The organism is Streptomyces sp. NPDC002276 (assembly GCF_053891435.1).
Genome location: NZ_JBSFCQ010000024.1, coordinates 38,315 through 53,673, shown reverse-complemented (window position 1 = coordinate 53,673; position 15,359 = coordinate 38,315). Strand labels below are relative to the sequence as shown.

Here is a 15,359-nt window from a genome sequence, read left to right as displayed (position 1 = left end):
GTCCGTGGTCGCCGGTATCGCCTGCGGTGGTCGGCGACGGCTTTGTGCGGGCGCCGGCGATCGCCGTCCTCGCACCCGAGGGCGATTGTGTCGTGCTCACGACCGCCTAGGCAAAGAGCGACACGCGGTGCCAGCTTGGTGACACCGACGACTCGGTCATCCAACTGCCCGTCACGGCAACGTGGTTGAGGGTGGGACGCCGTCGGTGCACGATGGCGAGGGCGTGCGCTGGGCCTCGGTGCACCCGCTCAACTCACGCTTGTCGCACGGCAATCGACCGCGTGTCCGCCCTCTTCCTTCTTCACGGGCCGACTCCCGTGGCGGGGAGGTGAATTGTGTGGACGACCTGCCATGTGTAGGCGGCGTCCTCACGCCTCAGCTCGGCCAGCTCGACGCGGTCGACGAGCAGTTGGACGAGGGTGAGCAGTCGTAGTGGCTCAACAGCGGCCCGGACCGGGGCAGTCGTGGTCGGCCGGTTGCAGTATCCGATGCCGATGTGGGGCCGCAGGCGGCTGCTCGGCTTCATCGTGGGCAGTCCGGATGCCGCGGACGCCGCGACGAGCCGTTGGTGGAGATCGACGACGGGAGTCCACGGTGCCACGCTGTAGCGCAGGGCACCGCGGGACCCGCTGAGCGGGATCGCGGTGAGGGAGAAGGCCGGTGGGGCGTCGGCCTGTACGTTGCGGGCGAGTTGGTCCAACCGGCCTTGGTCCACGGTGTCGGCGGGAGCGATCCGGCCGAGTGTGGCGTGGTAGCCGTCCGAACCGATCAGATCGAAGGCGCCGAGGTCGCGAACGACGTTCTGGCAGTGGGCCGCCTGGTCGAGGAAACCTGGGTCGGTGACCTCCAACAGCCAGTAGTACGCGCGGGTGTTGGCCGACCATCCCGGCCGTTGCCAGTGATCACGCATCTCGGTGACGGCGCCGAACGCCGCCCAGTCGTGCTCGGCGATGACGCGCGGGTCGTCGAGGTCGGGAGGAGGGCTCACGGGAAATGCGTCCGGGTGCGTTGTCAGGAGGGGAGTCATCCCGTGGCGGTGTCCTTCCCGAGTCGTGCGTCGGCACAGGCAGGCATCGTGGCAGGACTGGTCAAGGGCCGAAGCACGCGAGCAGGTACCGACACGGTTCTGATCGCGGGCAAGCCGGTCAGGCGCGGAGGCGCTGCCCCGGCGGATCGCGCGGCCCGGCCCGCAGCACGTCCACATCCGACCGCGCGAGATCAGCCGTTTTCGCGGCCCGGCAAGAGCGCGCCCCTCAGGAAGGCGTGATAGGTCTCGGTGGCGTCCGGCTCGATTTCAGTGTTGGAGGGGCCGTAGCGAGTGTCGGTGCGGTCCCGCTTCGGTCCGGAGACCCAGAACTCCTCGTCGGTCCGCACGTCGTAGAAGTTCGCGTCGGACATTCCCCCTGCCCGGCGCAGTGTCCTCTCGTGGAAATACGCGGTGCTCCAGGTCTTCGAGAAGTCCACCCACCCGATCCAGGAGGGTCCTTGGTCGGTGCCGTGACCGGACTTCAACTGCACGAACATGAGACGACGAGGCATGCGCTCAGGGTCCTGGACGGGCCATGTCCGTGACCAGCCATTTTCCGGGCCCTGACCTCGTCCCGTGATGCGCAAGACTCCGGCGCCTCCGAATGACCCTCGTGGAGTGCCCCTCGTGCCCGGCACTCCACCTCAGCTACGCCCTACACGCTGTAAGGTGACGCCCATGGCTGGCACAGACCCGCGGGCCCGGGCGGAACGGCGCAGCGCCGGTGAGCTGGAGAGCGAGGTCCTCGCCGCGCTCTGGGCGACCGACCGGCCCCTGACACCGGCCGAGATCCAGGCCGAGATCGACGGCCCGCTCGCCTACAACACCGTGCACACCATCCTGAAGCGGCTCTACGACAAGGGGCTCGTCCTGCGTGACGCGTCCGGGCGGCGTGGGGCGTACCGGCCGGCGAAGAACGCGGCCGAGCTGACCGCCGAGGCGATGCACGAGGCGCTGGACCGGGGCCCGGATCCGATCGCCGCGCTCCAGCAGTTCGTGAGCGGACTGCGGCCGGAGGAGGAGCAGGCGCTGCGTGATCTGCTGGCCGGGGGCGCGGGGTGAGGTTCGACGTCTACACGCCGTTGCCGCTGTCGGTGCTGCTCGCCGTGATCAGCCCGGCCATCGGCAGACGGGTGGCTCCGGCGCTGGCGGCGCGGGTGCTGACGGTCGCCGCCGTGGTGACCGCGGCGGCCACCTGCTGGTCGCTGTTCCTGCTGAGCGCGACGCTCGTCGGTGACGCTCCGCCGGTCGTCGCCGAGGCCCGGCAGGACGGGTACCGGCTGGCCGAACCCGTGCCCGAGGTGATCGGGATCGCGGCCGGTGTCGCCCTCGCCGTGCTCCTCGTGTCCGTGCAGGGTGCCGTGAGCGCCGACCGTCGTACGCGGCGGGCGCTGCGGCGGCTGTGCGAGGGACACCCGGCGGACACCGAGCTGATCGTCGCCGCCTCCCCCGAGCCGCGGGCCTTCGCGATCCCCGGCACACCGGGCCGGATCCTGGTCACCGCCGGCATGCTGAGCGCCCTCGAACCGGCGGAACGCCGGGTCCTGCTCGCCCATGAACGTGCCCATCTCGCCCACCGGCACGCCCTGTTGGTGACCGCGACGACGCTCGCCGCCGCGGCCAACCCGCTGCTGCGGCCCGTGCGGGGCACGGTCGCGTTCCTGGTGGAACGGTGGGCGGACGAGCGGGCGGCGGAGGCGGTCGGCGACCGTGCCACCACCGCCCGCGCTCTGGCCCGCGCCGCCCTGAGCGCCGAACACCCGCGCCCCGCCTGCGCGTTGGGTTTCACGGACCGTGCGGTCACGCGGCGGATCGCGGCGCTCCGGACGACCCCGCCCCCGCGCCTGTGGCCCCTCGCGGCGGCCGTCCTCGCGCTGGGCGCGCTGCCCGCGCTCGGCGCGGCCGACGCGACGGACGATCTGTTCCGGATGCTGGCGGGAGTGCTCATCTAGATGGCGAGGGGCGGTTGCCGTCAGCGGCCTCGGGGCTTGCCGCGTTTCGTTCCCTTGGCGCCGCCGGAGGAGCCGCGCGGGTTCTTCCCCGTCGTGCCGGTCTTGCCGGTCGTTCCGGTCCTGCCGGTCGCCTTTCCGGCGGCGGGCTTGCGGCGCGCCGGGGCCTCGGTGCGCTTCCCCTTCGTCTTCGGCTGGGCCGGTGGCGGGGTACGGCCCCGGGTGCTGTTGACCGTGCGGCCCCGGACGATGCCGATGAAGTCCTCGACGAGGTCGGTGGTCGCGTCCTCGGGCCAGGAGAGGGCGACGTCCGACTGGGGGGCGTCCAGGACGGTCCGGTAGGTGAGGTCCTTGCGGTGGTGCAGCCGGGCCAGGGACTGGGGGACGTAGAGGATGCCGATGCCCGACGCCACGTGGTCGATCGCGTCCTCGGTGGTCGGCGGACGCTCGAACGCGGGCTCCCCGGGCGGCTGTTCCCAGCCGAGGACGTCGTCGAGGGGGTGGAGGACCACCTCGTCGGCGAGTTCGTCGAGGGACACCTCTTCGGCCGCCGCGACGACGTGGTCCTTGGGGGCCACGACCACGGTCGCCTCGGTGTAGAGGGGGATCGCGCTGAGCACCGTACGGTCGACCGGCAGCCGTACGAGACCGGCGTCGGCCTCGCCGCGCCGGAGGACATCGGACGCCTCGGCGGCCGGGACCGGTACGAGGGTCAGGGGGACGTCGGGCCGGCGCTCGTTCCAGATCCGCACCCACTTGGCGGGCGTCACCCCGGGGACGTACGCGAGCCGGAACGTGGGGGATGCTTCCGAGCCTGTCACCCCGCAAGGTTACCCGCCGTGGTCGGAGGCCTCTTACACGGTCGATACTCTTGACGGTATGAGTTCGCACCAGACCACCCAGACGATGAAGCCCGCCACGGCGGCCAAGAAGCTGGGTGTGTACCTAGAGGCCACGCCCGCCGAGTTCCAGGAGGGTGACGTCTCCCGCGCCGAGCTGAACGAGTTGCAGGCCAATCCGCCCGAGTGGCTGCGCGAGCTGCGCGCCAACGGCCCGCACCCGCGTCCGGTCGTCGCGGCCAAGCTCGGGGTGTCCATCGCCGGTCTCGCCCGCGGCGGGGTCACGGAGGCCCTCACCACCGAGCAGATCGAGGCGCTGAAGAAGGACGGCCCCGAGTGGCTGGAGAAGGAGCGCGCCACCCAGGCCGAGGTCCGCAAGGAAGCCGAGCGGATCAAGAACAAGAAGAACGCCGACAACGACTGACGGCCGCGGCGTGAGTGAATGGAGGGCATGCTCTCCGACTTCACACACGACCACGACGGTGAACGGCTCAGCGGTGTGTACGGCGGTGATCCGTCCGGGGTCACCGCCGTCGTGCTGCACGGCGCGGGCACCAGCAGCACGGAGCGATTGCTGCCGCTGGTACGGGAGTTCGTGGCCCACGGTTGTCGAGCGGTCGCCCTGGACTTCTCCGGGCACGGCGAAAGCACCGGCGAACTGGGCGAGTTGAGCCTGCGGCGACGGTTCGAGCAGGCCGTCGCGGTGATCGACGCGTACGCGGTGGCGGACGGGCCGCTGGTCCTGGTGGGCTTCAGCATGAGCGGGCAGACGGTGGCCGATCTCGTCCGGCACTACGGGGACCGGGTGGCGGCGCTGGGCCTGTGCGCGCCCGCCGTGTACACGGCCGAGGCGTGGGACGTGCCCTTCGGGGACGGGAACGGCCGGTTCAGCCAGCTCATCCGGCGACCGGACAGCTGGCGGCAGGCGCCCGCGCTTGAGGTGCTCCGGAGCTACGAGGGCCGGGCGGTGCTCGCCGTGCCGGGCACGGACGCGGTGATCCCGTCGGCGGTGACCGAGGCCGTGCAGGATGCGCTGGCCGCGCGTGCCCAGTACTCGCGGTTCGATCTTCCGGACGCGCAGCACCAGTTGGGAACGTGGTTCCGCGAACATGGCGCGGACCGGCGGGAGTTCGTGGCGGCGGTGCTGACCGGCGTCGCCGACCGTGGCTGGACGGCCACGCGTGCATGGGTGGACAAGCAACTGGGCGACGGCCGGTCGGTCACCAACACCCGCCAGCTGGCGGGTGGTTGGAGTTCCCAGATGCGTCGGCTCACGCTCGACGACGACACGGCCCTGGTGCAACGGACCTTCGTGAAGCCGTTCTTCCGCCACCACGGGCCCGGGCTGCTGGCCCGCGAGGCGTCCGTCCTGGCGCTGCTCGCCGGGCAGGAGGGCATCCCGGCTCCCGGGTTCGTCGCCGTGGACGCCACGGCCGAACACTGCGACCACCCGACCCTGTTGATGTCCGCGCTGCCCGGCCGCGTCCGCGTGGACGGTGACAACCTCGACCGGCGCCTGGATCTGCTCGCGGCCCAACTCGTCCGCGTCCACGACGTCGTACCGGCCGAGAGACCGCGCACGTACCAGGCGTGGACGTCTCCGGAGCGTGTCCGCACCCCGGACGGACCGCTGTGGGAGCGCGCCGTGGACGTGATCCGCCGCGATCCGCCGCCGTACGAAGGCTGCTTCCTGCACCGGGACTTCCACCCCGGGAACGTGCTCTTCACCGGAGCCGGGCCGGGGCTGCGGATCAGCGGGGTCGTCGACTGGGTCGAGACCTCGTGGGGACCCGCCGACCTGGATGTGGCGCACTGCTCGACCGCGCTCGCGCTGTTGCACGGGCCGGCGTACGGGCTGGACTTCCGTGAGCGGTACGAGGCACACGGCGGCCGTGTCCTCGCCGACGGCGCCGACCACCTGTACTGGCGGCTGCTGGACGCCCTGCACTACTGCCCCGACGGGGCGAAGTTCGCCGGGCCCTGGCGTGACCTGGGGCGGGACGATCTGACGTCCGGGGTCCTCGGGGCACGGCTGGAGGCGTACGTGGACGGCCTGTTGCGGCGCTACGGCTGACCGGCGGCTGAACGTGGCCTCGCGGGAACCGGACCGACGTCAGCGCGGCAGGCGCAGGCCCGCGACGAGGACGTCTACCAGCCGGAGCGCGTCGTAGCGGTCGTCACCCTCCGCGCCGACGCACAAGTTGCCGACGCCGCGCATGAGTTCGTAGGCGGTGAGGTCGGACCGGACCTCGCCGGCCGTGGCCGCCGCGTCGAAGAGTTCGGCGCACACGGGCAGGAGGCGGTCGAGGAAGTAGGAGTGCAGCGACTCGAAACCGGCGGTGTCGGACCTCAGCACCGCGGCGAGTCCGTGCTTGGTGACCAGGAAGTCGACGAAGAGGCCGATCCACTCCCGTAGCGCGGCGTACGGGGTGGCGCTGCTCGCCAGCAGCGTCGGACCCGCCTCGGCGCAGGCCTCGACCTGGTGCCGGTAGACGGCGATGACGAGATCCGCCCGTGTCGGGAAGTGGCGGTAGATCGTGCCGAGGCCGACGCCGGCCTCGCGCGCGATGTCGCGCACCGGAGCGTCCACGCCCGACGCGACGAAGATCTTGGCGGCGGCGTCGAGCAGGGTCTCCTTGTTGCGCCGGGCGTCGGCCCGCTTCGACTGGCCGTCCCCCTTCTTGGGTTGGGTCGCGCGTCCCGTGTCCGCGTCGTTCTCACTCACCGCGCACTTCCTCCACCCTCGAGGCCTGCCAACCGGAACAGCGTTCCGTATCGTTCCGGAACGAGGTTCCGTTTGACCATGATGTCATGCCGGAGCCCGGCCGGGCGACCGAGCCACGCCTCCCATCCCACCACCCCGCGTTGTCGAAGGACGGACGGCACCATGCCCCACACCCCGCGACCCAGCTTCGGCATCATGACCGCCCCCATGCAGGTCGAGTACGACGACATCCTGCGCGTGTGGCAGGAAGCCGACACCGTCCCGGAGATCGAGCACGCCTGGCTGTTCGATCACCTCATGCCGATCGGCGGCGATCCGGACGGACCGGCCCACGAAGGCTGGACCCTCCTCTCGGCGCTCGCCGCGCAGACCCGCCGGCTGCGGCTCGGCGTGATGGTGAGCAGCAACCGTTTCCGGCCGCCCGCGCTGCTGGCCAAGATCGCCACGACCGTCGACATCGTCTCCGGCGGCCGGCTCGACTTCGGCATCGGTGTCGGCTCCCGCCCGGACCATCCGCTGGCCCGGCGGGAGTACGCGGCACACGGCCTCCCCTTCCACGACTCCGCGGACGCCGTGGCGAGCCTCGCCGAGGCCTGCACGGTGATCCGGCGGCTGTGGACCGAGGAGAAACCGTTCGACTTCGACGGCACCCACCACCATCTCACCGGCGCGTTCGGCAACCCCAAACCCGTCCAGCGGCCCCACCCGCCGATCCTCATCGGCGGACGCTCGGCCGCGACGCTCCGCGTGGTCGCCGAGCACGCCGACCTGTGGAACATCCCCGGCGGCGACATCGAGGACGCCGTCGGCCGCAGCGCGCTCCTCGACCGCTACTGCGCCGACATCGGCCGCGACCCCGCCTCCGTCACGCGCTCGATCCACCTCCCGGTGTCCTACGACAGGCCCGAAGTCACCCGGGACGCGATCCGCGAGGCCGTCGACGCGGGCTTCCACCACATCGTGCTCGGCCTTTCGGCGCCCTACCCCGCAGGTGTCGCACGCTGGGTCGCCGACGAGTTGACGTAGATCCCCCTGCGGTGCGGTCGGTCAGTGTGCCGGGGTGCGGCGCACGACCTCGCCCTGTCCGTCCGCCTCAAGCGAGGCCGTACCGTCGGCGCCGGTCACGCCAACGCGGATGGCGAGACGGTCGGCCGTGATCTGCCAGCTCTGTGGGGAGCGGATACCGAGGGAGGCTCTGGCCTCCGCGACGAGGCCGGGGAAGCGTTCGTACGGCAGGGAATCAGGGTCGAACCCTGTGGCCTCCGTCCCGGTGGGGGCGAACACCACCGACAACAGGCGTTCCTGTACGACGACGGTGAGCGCCTGGCCCGTTGCCTTGCCCTTGGTGAGTGAGTCGACGGCGCGGCGCAGTTCGCCCTTGTCGAGAAACGACTGGCCGGGGCCGAGGGCGACCGTGCCGGACGCCGACGACACGACCGTGGTCGACGACGTGGAGGAGACGGGGGGCCCGGCGCCGGGCGACCGCGCTGTCGTGTCGCGGTCGAACAGGTCGGCGCGGAACAGCAGGAGGACAACGGCCGCGCCGAGCAGCAGACCGAGGAGCCCGACGAAGCCGACGACACAGCCTCCGGACGGTTTGCTCACCATGGCGGACAGGGGCGCCGAGTCGAGGCCGGCCGCCGCGGCCCGGTCCCGCCAGTCCGTCGTCGGCCGCTGCACGATCTTCGCCCGCCACGGCCGGTCGGGCGGGTACTGGACCACCACGATGCCGCGCGGCCGGTACTGGGGCAGGTCGACGAGGTTGATGTCCTGGGTGAGTCCGACGCGGAACGCCGGCGCGTCGTCCGGCGCGACCGTGAGGTGGAACCGCACCGGTACGTCGCTCGACTCACCCCCGACGGCCCGCAGACTCTCGATCATCGCGAGGGCCGTGCGCGGTGGGACAGCCGCCTCGCGGGCCCGCCTCGGCGCACCGGTGAGGAACAACAGCAGACTGTGGACCGCGGGCAGGCCCACACCCGCGATACACAGCGGCACGCTCTCGATGACGCAGCCCGCGACGAAGGCGGCCAGCGACGTCCCGATCACACCACCCGTCAGAAACCCTCGCGCGAGGGCGACAGGGGTGTTGGCCTTGGGCGGCGGGCCCGTCGTGATCGTCATACGGGCGATTGTGTCGGGCCCAGGTGACGGCCGGTAGATCCCGAAGCGTCCTGAGCTGGTCAGTCGTGCGGGAACGAGTGGTGTTCGTGCGCGACCCGCCACCGGCCGTGCTCCTTGCGCAGGCCGAAGGTGAGCCGCAGGCGCAGGGTGGGGTCTGAGGCGAGTTCCTCCGGGGTGCCGCAGCGGAGCAGGGCATGGGCGTAGGCGACATCCGTACCGGCCGTGATGTCGAGGGTGTCGATGTCGAAGCGGGCGCCCTGTGCCTGCCACGCGAAGAACGGCGGCCAGCTGGCGCTGTAGGCGGTGAGACCGTGGATGCCGGCGTGGGGCGGCGGGACGTCGTACATGACGAGGTCGTCCGTGTGGTCCGCCAGTACGCCGTCGAGGTCGCCGCGGTGGACGGCTGCGGCCCAGTCGGTGATCAGGGCGCGGATCTGTGTCGCGTCGTCGGGCATGGACGGCTCCTGTTCCTGTCCCCCACTCCATGGTCTCTCTTCGGACGGCTCCCCGATCTTCGGCGCATCATCGCCCCGGCCGGGCGACCGAGACGGATGGCACACTCTCCCTGTGCCGCTGACCTTCGACGACCTCCTCACCCGTGCCACCGCGCTCGCCCGCCCCGGCAGCCGTGCCGTTCTCGGCATCACGGGCAGTCCGGGCGCGGGCAAGACGACCCTGGCCGAGCAGCTGGTGCGGGATCTCAACGGCGCCGGGGAGCCCTGGGTCGCACATGTCCCCATGGACGGCTTCCACCTCGCCGACGTCGAGCTGGACCGGCTCGGGCGCCGCGAGCGCAAGGGCGCGCCCGACACCTTCGACGCGGCCGGGTACGCGGCGCTGCTGCGGAGGCTGCGGGAGGAGACCGACGAGATCGTGTACGCGCCGGGCTTCGAGCGGGTCCTGGAGCAGCCGATCGCCGGTGCGATCCCCGTGCCGCCCTCGGCCCGGCTGGTGGTGACGGAGGGCAACTACCTGCTGCTGGAGGCGGGTTCATGGGCGCGAGTGCGGCCGGGTCTGGACGAGGTGTGGTTCTGCGAGGTCGATGAAGGCGAGCGCGTCCGGCGACTCGTCGCCCGGCACGAGGAGTTCGGCAAGGACCACGAGACCGCCGTGGCCTGGGTGTTGGGCACAGATCAGCGCAACGCCGACCTGGTCGCCACGACGCGCGGCCGGGCGGATCTGGTGATCCCCCCGGCCGCGCTGCCCGCGCCGTACGGCGTTCGGCGCGGCTGACGGCTCAGGCGTGGAGCGTCAGCTCCGGTTCCCCGTGGGCGTCGCCCGTCGCGTCGCCGATCACCGCGGTGAACGCCTCGGTGCGGACGGTCAGTTCACCGTGCTCGCCGCTCGTGAACTCGGCGGTGAGCGGTTCGGTTCCGGGGCCGTAGCGGACGACGAACACGTTCAGGTCCTCCGGTGCGCCCGGTGCCGGGTCGGCCTCCAGGGCCGTGGAGGTGACCAGGTGGCTCCAGCCCTCGTCGGGGTTGCCGTACCCGCGCGGGTCCGCGGCGAGGGCGAACGCCGCCTCCTGCTGGGAGAGTTCGGAGCGGGCGTCGAAGTGGTCCGGGCCCTCGCCGGTCGGGTGGGTGAGGCGCAGGGTGCCCGCGGAGGTGACATCGCCCTCGGCCGTCCGACGCACCCGGTCGCCGTCGTCCGCCGCGTAGGGCAGTCCGGCGAGCAAGTACGGTGCTCCGTCGAGCCGTTCGACGGCGACCGTCGTCCACAGACGCGTGCCGTCGGTGACGTACAGGGAACGGATGTGCCGCAGGACCTGGTCGCGGCCGACGACCGGCTTGGTGACCAGCTTGGCGGTGAGGCCGTCGGCGCGGACGTCACGGACCCGCACCTCGCCCATCGGGCGGCACAGCAGGAAGCCGTCGAGCACCGGGCCGAAGCCGTGCTGCCGGTTCACGGCCGCGGGCAGGTAGTACGTGCCGTCGGCCTCGACGACCGCCGGGGTCATCTTCTTGTCGAAGGCCACCGAGACGCTGCCGGCGCGGAGTTGATGGCGGACCGCCGCCGTCGACGGGGTGCGGTGCCAGGGCGTGGTGTCCTGGATCTGCCAGACCAGCATCCACGCGAAGTGGCCGTCCACTCCCCCGTCGGGCTTGACCGCGTGCCGGGCCCAGCGGCTGTCGCCCCGGTAGCGGCCGATGTCCGCGCCGATACGGGCGCCGAAGTAGCGCAGGCCGAGGACCGACTCGAAGGCGGAGTGCTGCTCGCTGTAGCGCGGACCGCCGTTGTCGAAGCCGCCGTTGGTGAGGCGGGCGTCGATGTAGCGGGCCAGCGCCTCGCCGTCCTCGGCGAAGACGTCCTCGCCGCTGACGATGTGGGCCTTGGCGAGGAAGGAGAGGGAGATCGGGCCGTAGTTGTTGTCGTACGCGCCGCCGTGCTCGGGCGGGAGCAGTGCGCCGCGGTCGCCCACACGGTGGGCGCGGATCTCGTCCGCGTACACGGTGAGCGCGCGTTCGCGCACCAACTCACCGTCCGTGGAAGGGAGGTGACGGGCCAACAGCAGGCCGCCCACCACACACCCGATGGCCTGGTTACCGGCCTCCTGCGGGTTGAAGAAGGTCGCCTCGGTGAGCCAGCGCCAGTAGCCGTGCGCCAACTCCACGACAGCGGTGCGCTGTTCGTCGTCGACGAGTCCGTCCGTCGCGTCCAGGATGTTGACCGCCTGGAGCAGCGCCCACACCGTGCTCGGCCAGTCGCCGATGGGGTGCGCGCCCGCCTCCAGGACGTAACGGGCATACGGGAGGCCGGAGTTGCGGACCCTCAGGTTCGGGTAGCCGGGGTTGTCCTCGGTGTACACACGCTCCCGGAGGTGGAAGGCGAGGCTGTGCCGTACCGCCTCCGGCAGCCGCGGGTCCTTGCCCCGCTGCCAGGCGAAGGCCAGCAGGGACGTGATGCCGAGCGAGGTGTCCCCGATGTCGTCGTAGCAGTCGGGGTGTTCGAGGTTGCCCTCCGGTGTGATGCGCCGCAGGGCCTGCTCGACGACGTCGGCGAGGACCGCGTCGTAGGCCTCCGGGGTGTCGGGGAGGTCGTGCAGCGGGCCGCGCTGGTGGAGGAGGTGCACGGGTGGATCAGCCCTTCGTACCGGAGATGGCCGTGGCGTGGGTCGTCGAGGTCAGGATGCAGGTGCGGGGCGCCTGGTGCGCAGGGCAACACTCAGTGTTTGAGGGCCGTTTCCGCCGATGTAGACCCGGTTCCCGGTCGTCGCGTCGGTGCCGCCCACCACCGTGTGGTCCTGCCCCGGGTCGTACCGTAGTACGTCGCCGCGGTCCGGTCCGGCGAGGGGTTCGCCCGCCTCGACGTCGGCCTCGACGCGGATCTCGTCGTCGCCGACGCGGTAGGTCATCGGCCCGGTGGTCAGGCACCAGCGTCCGTCGCCGATCGGGGCGGCGCCTTCTACGACTCCCCCTGGCCGGAAGGTCAGTTCGAGGGACCAGGGCACCTGTGGTCCGCTGATGTCGATCCGCAGGTCGGCGCCGTCGTCCCGCAGGTCGACCTCGACCCGGGTCGTGTGGGAGACCTCGTCCTGAGGGCGGTCGGGGAAGGCCATCGCCGCGGAGAAGCGGCCCTCGTCCACCAGGGCGTAGGCGCCGTCGGCGCGCCTCCGGTCCTTCGGGAGCGGCTGGTAGTAGGCGGTTGTGAGGGTCTGAGTGAGCCGGTACCGGTTGTCGGCGAGTTGTTCCATGTCGGCGGCACGGAACGGGCCCAGGTCGAAGAACACCCGCGAGAGCCGGACCGCGTCGAGGACGGCGGCACCGGCGAACAGGCGCAGGAAGGTGGGGTTGCAGGCGAGGCCCGAGCGGATGCGCCGGTGCTCGGGCACGTCGGAGCCGCCGTACACCACGGTGTGCGCGGTGGCCGAGACATGTGCGGCGAGGCGTGCGGTGGGGAGGTACCGGTCGCGCGGGAGCTTCTCCGCGTCCGGGGCCGGCAGGGCGCGGCACAGATCCGGGGTGAGGAGGGTCTGGGCGAGCAGGTCGGGGTCGTGGATGCCGTCGGCGGCCGCCAGGCGGGCCGCGCGGGCGAAGTCGCCCCGGCCGGTGCGGATCGCCAGCAGCCGGTAGTGCGGCAGGTAGGGCCACAGCGCGAACGAAAGCCTCTGGTCCTGGCGGCGCGAGTGGACGGTCTCCACCGTGCCGTCCGGCCTGATCAGGTCCAGGGTCGCGGCGAGGTTGCGTTCGACGGCGTCCCGCAGGTCGGGGCGGTCGAGGACGTCGGCCAGGAGCAGCAGCGACGGGTTGGTCACGATGGACGCGTAGACGGCGCTGCGTTCCGAGTACAGGCCCTCCGTGTCGATGTCGACGCCCTCGGCGAGCCACTCCTCGGCACGGTCGAGCAGCCGGTCGTCGGGGAACGACCGGTGCAGACGGGCGAGCGCCGCGCTCAGCTCCCAGCGGTGGTTCGGGGTGTGCACGCCGCCGGTCAGGAGACTGGCGGTGGCGGCGCCGGCGATCTCGGCGAGCACGGCCGTCACCTCGCCCAGTTCCGGTCCCGCGTCGGCGGCGAGGACGTACGCGTCGCACACGTCGTTGACGGTGAAGGCGGAGTCCGGCGGTGACTGCACGTTGTCGCCGCCCGCGAAGAGGCCGGAGGCCGTCTGCACGGCCCGCAGAGCGCGCAGGTGGGTCATCGCGGCGGCGACCGCCTGTCCGCTGCCGTGCAGTGCCGAGTCCGGGGAACGGTAGGCCGCTGTCAGCGTTTTCACCCGTCGCGCGAGATCGCGGTGCTGCTCACCGAAGGGTCGCGCGTCCGGGTCGGCCGCCTGCGGGTCGGTCGCCAGCGGGACGGCCGACCGGTCGGCGGCGGCGGCCGCCGCGCGGACGAACTCGTGGTCGAGCGGGATGGACAAGGTCAGTCCTTGAGTCCGGCGTTGATGTCGGCGCCCATGACGTAGCGCTGGAAGACCAGGAAGATCACGATCAGCGGGATCATCGAGATGACCGAAGCGCCCAGCAGGACCGACCAGTTGATGTTCTGCGCGCCGACGATGCTCTGGATGCCGATCTGCACGGTGAACTTGTTCGGGTCGTTCAGCATGAGCAGCGGCCAGATGTAGTCGTTCCACCGCCACTGGAAGGACAGGATGGCGAGGGTCAGCATGATGGGCCGGGAGAGCGGCACCATGATCCGCAGGAAGATCGACAGTTCGCGGGCGCCGTCGATGCGGGCGGCCTCCACGAGTTCGTCGGGGACCGTGATGAAGAACTGGCGGAACATGAAGCAGCCGGTCGCGGTGAGCACGGCCGGGAGGATGATGCCGGCGAACGAGTTGTAGAGGCCGAGGTTGCGGACCACCAGGAACTCGGGGGCGAGCATGACCTCGCCGGGCAGCATCGTGGTGGCCAGGATGCAGATGAAGAACGCCTTGAGCCACCTGTTGTCGTACTTGGCCAGCGCGTATCCGGTGCAGCAGCTGACGCCCACCGTGAGGATCGTCGTGATGACGCACACGATGGTCGTGTTGATGAAGTACTGGGAGAAGTTGGCGCTGCGCCAGGCCGCGGAGTAACCCGAGAAGGTGGGGTTGTGCGGAATGAAGGTCAGCGGATACGAGAACAGGTCACTGGCCGGCTTGAGGGAGCTGAGGATGAACCACAGCACCGGCAGGCCGTAGAGGCACGCCAGGATCCACAGCAGTGTCGTCGCGGGTACGGCCCGCCGGAGCCCGCCGTCGCGCGCGTTGCGGGCCTTCCTCGGGGATACGGTGCGTCGGGAACCGGCGTCGACCTTGCGTGGCGTGTCTGTGGTTGTCATCGGTTCTCCACCCGCCGGTTGACGATCAGCTGGATGATCGCGACGGCCATCAGGATGAGCATGAGCACGAACGACGCGGCGCTCGCGTAGCCGATCTGGCCCCGTTGAAAGCCGGTCTGATAGATGTACTGGACCAGCAGGTTGTTCGAGGTTCCGGGTCCGCCGTTGTTGAGGGAGACGAACACCGGATATTCCTTCATCGCGTTGATCGTGTTGAGCAGGATCACGATGAACGAGGTGGGCGCGATGCTCGGCAGCGTGATGCTGATGAACTGGCGCCAGGGACCGGCGCCGTCGAGCGAGGCGGCCTCGTAGTAGGACACCGGCACGTTCTTGATCGCCGCGATGAACAGCAGCATCGAGAAGCCCGTCCAGGCCCAGGACGCCGCGAACACCACCACGATCAGCGAGAGGTCCGCGTTCGACTGCCACGGAACGGCCGAGCCGCCCAGCTTCTCGATGATGTAGTTGACCAGTCCGAAGTTCTCACCGAACAGCCAGCGCCACAGGACACCCACGACGATGGGCGACAGCAGCCACGGGATGAAGAAGATGACCCGGGCGACGGACGCGCCCTTGGCGTGCTTGTTCACCACCAGGTTGGCGGCGAGCAGCGAGAGCGCGAAGTTCAGCGGCACGAAGAGCACGGCGTACAGCAGCGTCCGGGTCAGCGCGTCGTAGAAGGTGGAGTCCCCGAACAGGTTGTGGTAATTGTCCAGTCCGATGAACTGGAACGCGCCCACACCGGTGTAGTTCGTGAAGGAGTAGACGAGCCCGATCACCGCCGGCCACACGAAGAACAGTGCGAAGAGCACGACATTGGCCGCGATGAGGACGAGCGGCGCGAGGGTGTAGGTGCTGCGTCGTTTCCTGGGCGGCCTCACGGACACGTCCGCGGCGCTTTTTGTCATCTTCCTGACTTCCGTGCTGGT

Annotated in this window: 16 protein-coding genes; 6 read left to right on the top strand and 10 right to left on the bottom strand. The window is 70.9% G+C overall.

What is annotated here, in order from left to right:
• Positions 1 to 301: 301 nt before the first annotated feature.
• Together ACWIHT_RS40920 and ACWIHT_RS40915 are read right to left on the bottom strand one after the other, a co-directional pair.
• Positions 302 to 988 carry a 2'-5' RNA ligase family protein gene (locus tag ACWIHT_RS40920; protein WP_456173647.1) on the bottom strand — a complete coding sequence of 229 codons (687 nt, stop codon included), beginning with the start codon at positions 986 to 988 and terminating at the stop codon, positions 302 to 304.
• A 230-nt stretch (positions 989 to 1,218) separates the two neighbouring features.
• The gene (locus ACWIHT_RS40915; protein ID WP_456173645.1) at positions 1,219 to 1,539 is read right to left on the bottom strand and encodes a hypothetical protein; all 321 of its coding nucleotides are present in this window, start codon (positions 1,537 to 1,539) and stop codon (positions 1,219 to 1,221) included.
• A gap of 166 nt (positions 1,540 to 1,705) precedes the next feature.
• On the opposite strand from ACWIHT_RS40915, the gene ACWIHT_RS40910 reads away from it, so the two are divergent.
• Together ACWIHT_RS40910 and ACWIHT_RS40905 are read left to right on the top strand one after the other, a co-directional pair.
• Positions 1,706 to 2,089, top strand: a complete 384-nt coding sequence (locus tag ACWIHT_RS40910) for a BlaI/MecI/CopY family transcriptional regulator (RefSeq protein ID WP_456173644.1) — start codon at positions 1,706 to 1,708, stop codon at positions 2,087 to 2,089.
• Complete coding sequence (locus tag ACWIHT_RS40905; protein ID WP_456173643.1) at positions 2,086 to 2,979, top strand: M48 family metalloprotease; 894 nt, start codon at positions 2,086 to 2,088, stop codon at positions 2,977 to 2,979. The genes ACWIHT_RS40910 and ACWIHT_RS40905 overlap by 4 nt, the downstream gene beginning before the upstream one ends.
• Before the next feature lie 20 nt (positions 2,980 to 2,999).
• On the opposite strand, the gene ACWIHT_RS40900 is transcribed toward ACWIHT_RS40905, so the two are convergent.
• Positions 3,000 to 3,797, bottom strand: a complete 798-nt coding sequence (locus ACWIHT_RS40900) for a LysR family transcriptional regulator substrate-binding protein (protein ID WP_456173641.1) — start codon at positions 3,795 to 3,797, stop codon at positions 3,000 to 3,002.
• Between the two features lie 58 nt (positions 3,798 to 3,855).
• Between ACWIHT_RS40900 and ACWIHT_RS40895 the strand changes: the two genes are divergently transcribed.
• Positions 3,856 to 4,239 (top strand): DUF5997 family protein, encoded by a 384-nt coding sequence (locus ACWIHT_RS40895; protein WP_456173640.1) that lies wholly within the window; start codon positions 3,856 to 3,858, stop codon positions 4,237 to 4,239.
• 27 nt (positions 4,240 to 4,266) lie between these two features.
• Positions 4,267 to 5,889 (top strand): alpha/beta fold hydrolase, encoded by a 1,623-nt coding sequence (locus ACWIHT_RS40890; RefSeq protein ID WP_456173639.1) that lies wholly within the window; start codon positions 4,267 to 4,269, stop codon positions 5,887 to 5,889.
• A gap of 39 nt (positions 5,890 to 5,928) precedes the next feature.
• Here the strand turns inward: ACWIHT_RS40890 and ACWIHT_RS40885 are convergent, their stop codons facing one another.
• A complete protein-coding gene (locus tag ACWIHT_RS40885; RefSeq protein ID WP_456173638.1) occupies positions 5,929 to 6,540 on the bottom strand; it encodes a TetR/AcrR family transcriptional regulator in 612 nt (203 codons plus the stop codon).
• Between the two features lie 162 nt (positions 6,541 to 6,702).
• Here ACWIHT_RS40885 and ACWIHT_RS40880 point away from each other — a divergent pair, with 162 nt between their 5' ends.
• On the top strand, positions 6,703 to 7,566 hold the full coding sequence (locus ACWIHT_RS40880) for an LLM class flavin-dependent oxidoreductase (protein ID WP_456173637.1): 864 nt from the start codon (positions 6,703 to 6,705) through the stop codon (positions 7,564 to 7,566).
• Between the two features lie 21 nt (positions 7,567 to 7,587).
• Here the strand turns inward: ACWIHT_RS40880 and ACWIHT_RS40875 are convergent, their stop codons facing one another.
• Both ACWIHT_RS40875 and ACWIHT_RS40870 read right to left on the bottom strand, forming a co-directional pair.
• Positions 7,588 to 8,664 carry a hypothetical protein gene (locus ACWIHT_RS40875; RefSeq protein WP_456173636.1) on the bottom strand — a complete coding sequence of 359 codons (1,077 nt, stop codon included), beginning with the start codon at positions 8,662 to 8,664 and terminating at the stop codon, positions 7,588 to 7,590.
• A gap of 59 nt (positions 8,665 to 8,723) precedes the next feature.
• Entirely contained in the window at positions 8,724 to 9,119 is a 396-nt protein-coding gene (locus tag ACWIHT_RS40870) for a YybH family protein (RefSeq protein WP_456173635.1), read from the bottom strand.
• A 112-nt stretch (positions 9,120 to 9,231) separates the two neighbouring features.
• Here ACWIHT_RS40870 and ACWIHT_RS40865 point away from each other — a divergent pair, with 112 nt between their 5' ends.
• Positions 9,232 to 9,897, top strand: a complete 666-nt coding sequence (locus ACWIHT_RS40865; protein WP_456173634.1) for a nucleoside/nucleotide kinase family protein — start codon at positions 9,232 to 9,234, stop codon at positions 9,895 to 9,897.
• A 4-nt stretch (positions 9,898 to 9,901) separates the two neighbouring features.
• On the opposite strand, the gene ACWIHT_RS40860 is transcribed toward ACWIHT_RS40865, so the two are convergent.
• Genes ACWIHT_RS40860 through ACWIHT_RS40845 form a run of 4 tightly spaced genes read right to left on the bottom strand, consistent with a single transcriptional unit; the run spans position 9,902 to position 15,338 of the window.
• Positions 9,902 to 11,737: a hypothetical protein gene (locus ACWIHT_RS40860; protein ID WP_456173632.1), complete on the bottom strand. Its 1,836-nt coding sequence runs from the start codon at positions 11,735 to 11,737 to the stop codon at positions 9,902 to 9,904.
• A 51-nt stretch (positions 11,738 to 11,788) separates the two neighbouring features.
• Positions 11,789 to 13,522: a hypothetical protein gene (locus ACWIHT_RS40855; RefSeq protein ID WP_456173631.1), complete on the bottom strand. Its 1,734-nt coding sequence runs from the start codon at positions 13,520 to 13,522 to the stop codon at positions 11,789 to 11,791.
• A gap of 2 nt (positions 13,523 to 13,524) precedes the next feature.
• Entirely contained in the window at positions 13,525 to 14,427 is a 903-nt protein-coding gene (locus ACWIHT_RS40850) for a carbohydrate ABC transporter permease (protein ID WP_456173630.1), read from the bottom strand.
• Complete coding sequence (locus ACWIHT_RS40845; RefSeq protein ID WP_456173629.1) at positions 14,424 to 15,338, bottom strand: carbohydrate ABC transporter permease; 915 nt, start codon at positions 15,336 to 15,338, stop codon at positions 14,424 to 14,426. Before ACWIHT_RS40845 ends, ACWIHT_RS40850 begins: the two co-directional genes overlap by 4 nt.
• Between the last annotated feature and the right edge of the window lie 21 nt (positions 15,339 to 15,359).

Excerpts from the sequence above, each read along its gene's own strand:
- ACWIHT_RS40915 (WP_456173645.1), bottom strand. The coding sequence starts at position 1,539 with ATGCCTCGTCGTCTCATGTTCGTGCAGTTGAAGTCCGGTCACGGCACC.
- ACWIHT_RS40910 (WP_456173644.1), top strand. The coding sequence starts at position 1,706 with ATGGCTGGCACAGACCCGCGGGCCCGGGCGGAACGGCGCAGCGCCGGT.
- ACWIHT_RS40895 (WP_456173640.1), top strand. The coding sequence starts at position 3,856 with ATGAGTTCGCACCAGACCACCCAGACGATGAAGCCCGCCACGGCGGCC.
- ACWIHT_RS40890 (WP_456173639.1), top strand. The coding sequence starts at position 4,267 with ATGCTCTCCGACTTCACACACGACCACGACGGTGAACGGCTCAGCGGT.
- ACWIHT_RS40880 (WP_456173637.1), top strand. The coding sequence starts at position 6,703 with ATGCCCCACACCCCGCGACCCAGCTTCGGCATCATGACCGCCCCCATG.
- ACWIHT_RS40875 (WP_456173636.1), bottom strand. The coding sequence starts at position 8,664 with ATGACGATCACGACGGGCCCGCCGCCCAAGGCCAACACCCCTGTCGCC.
- ACWIHT_RS40870 (WP_456173635.1), bottom strand. The coding sequence starts at position 9,119 with ATGCCCGACGACGCGACACAGATCCGCGCCCTGATCACCGACTGGGCC.
- ACWIHT_RS40850 (WP_456173630.1), bottom strand. The coding sequence starts at position 14,427 with ATGACAACCACAGACACGCCACGCAAGGTCGACGCCGGTTCCCGACGC.
- ACWIHT_RS40845 (WP_456173629.1), bottom strand. The coding sequence starts at position 15,338 with ATGACAAAAAGCGCCGCGGACGTGTCCGTGAGGCCGCCCAGGAAACGA.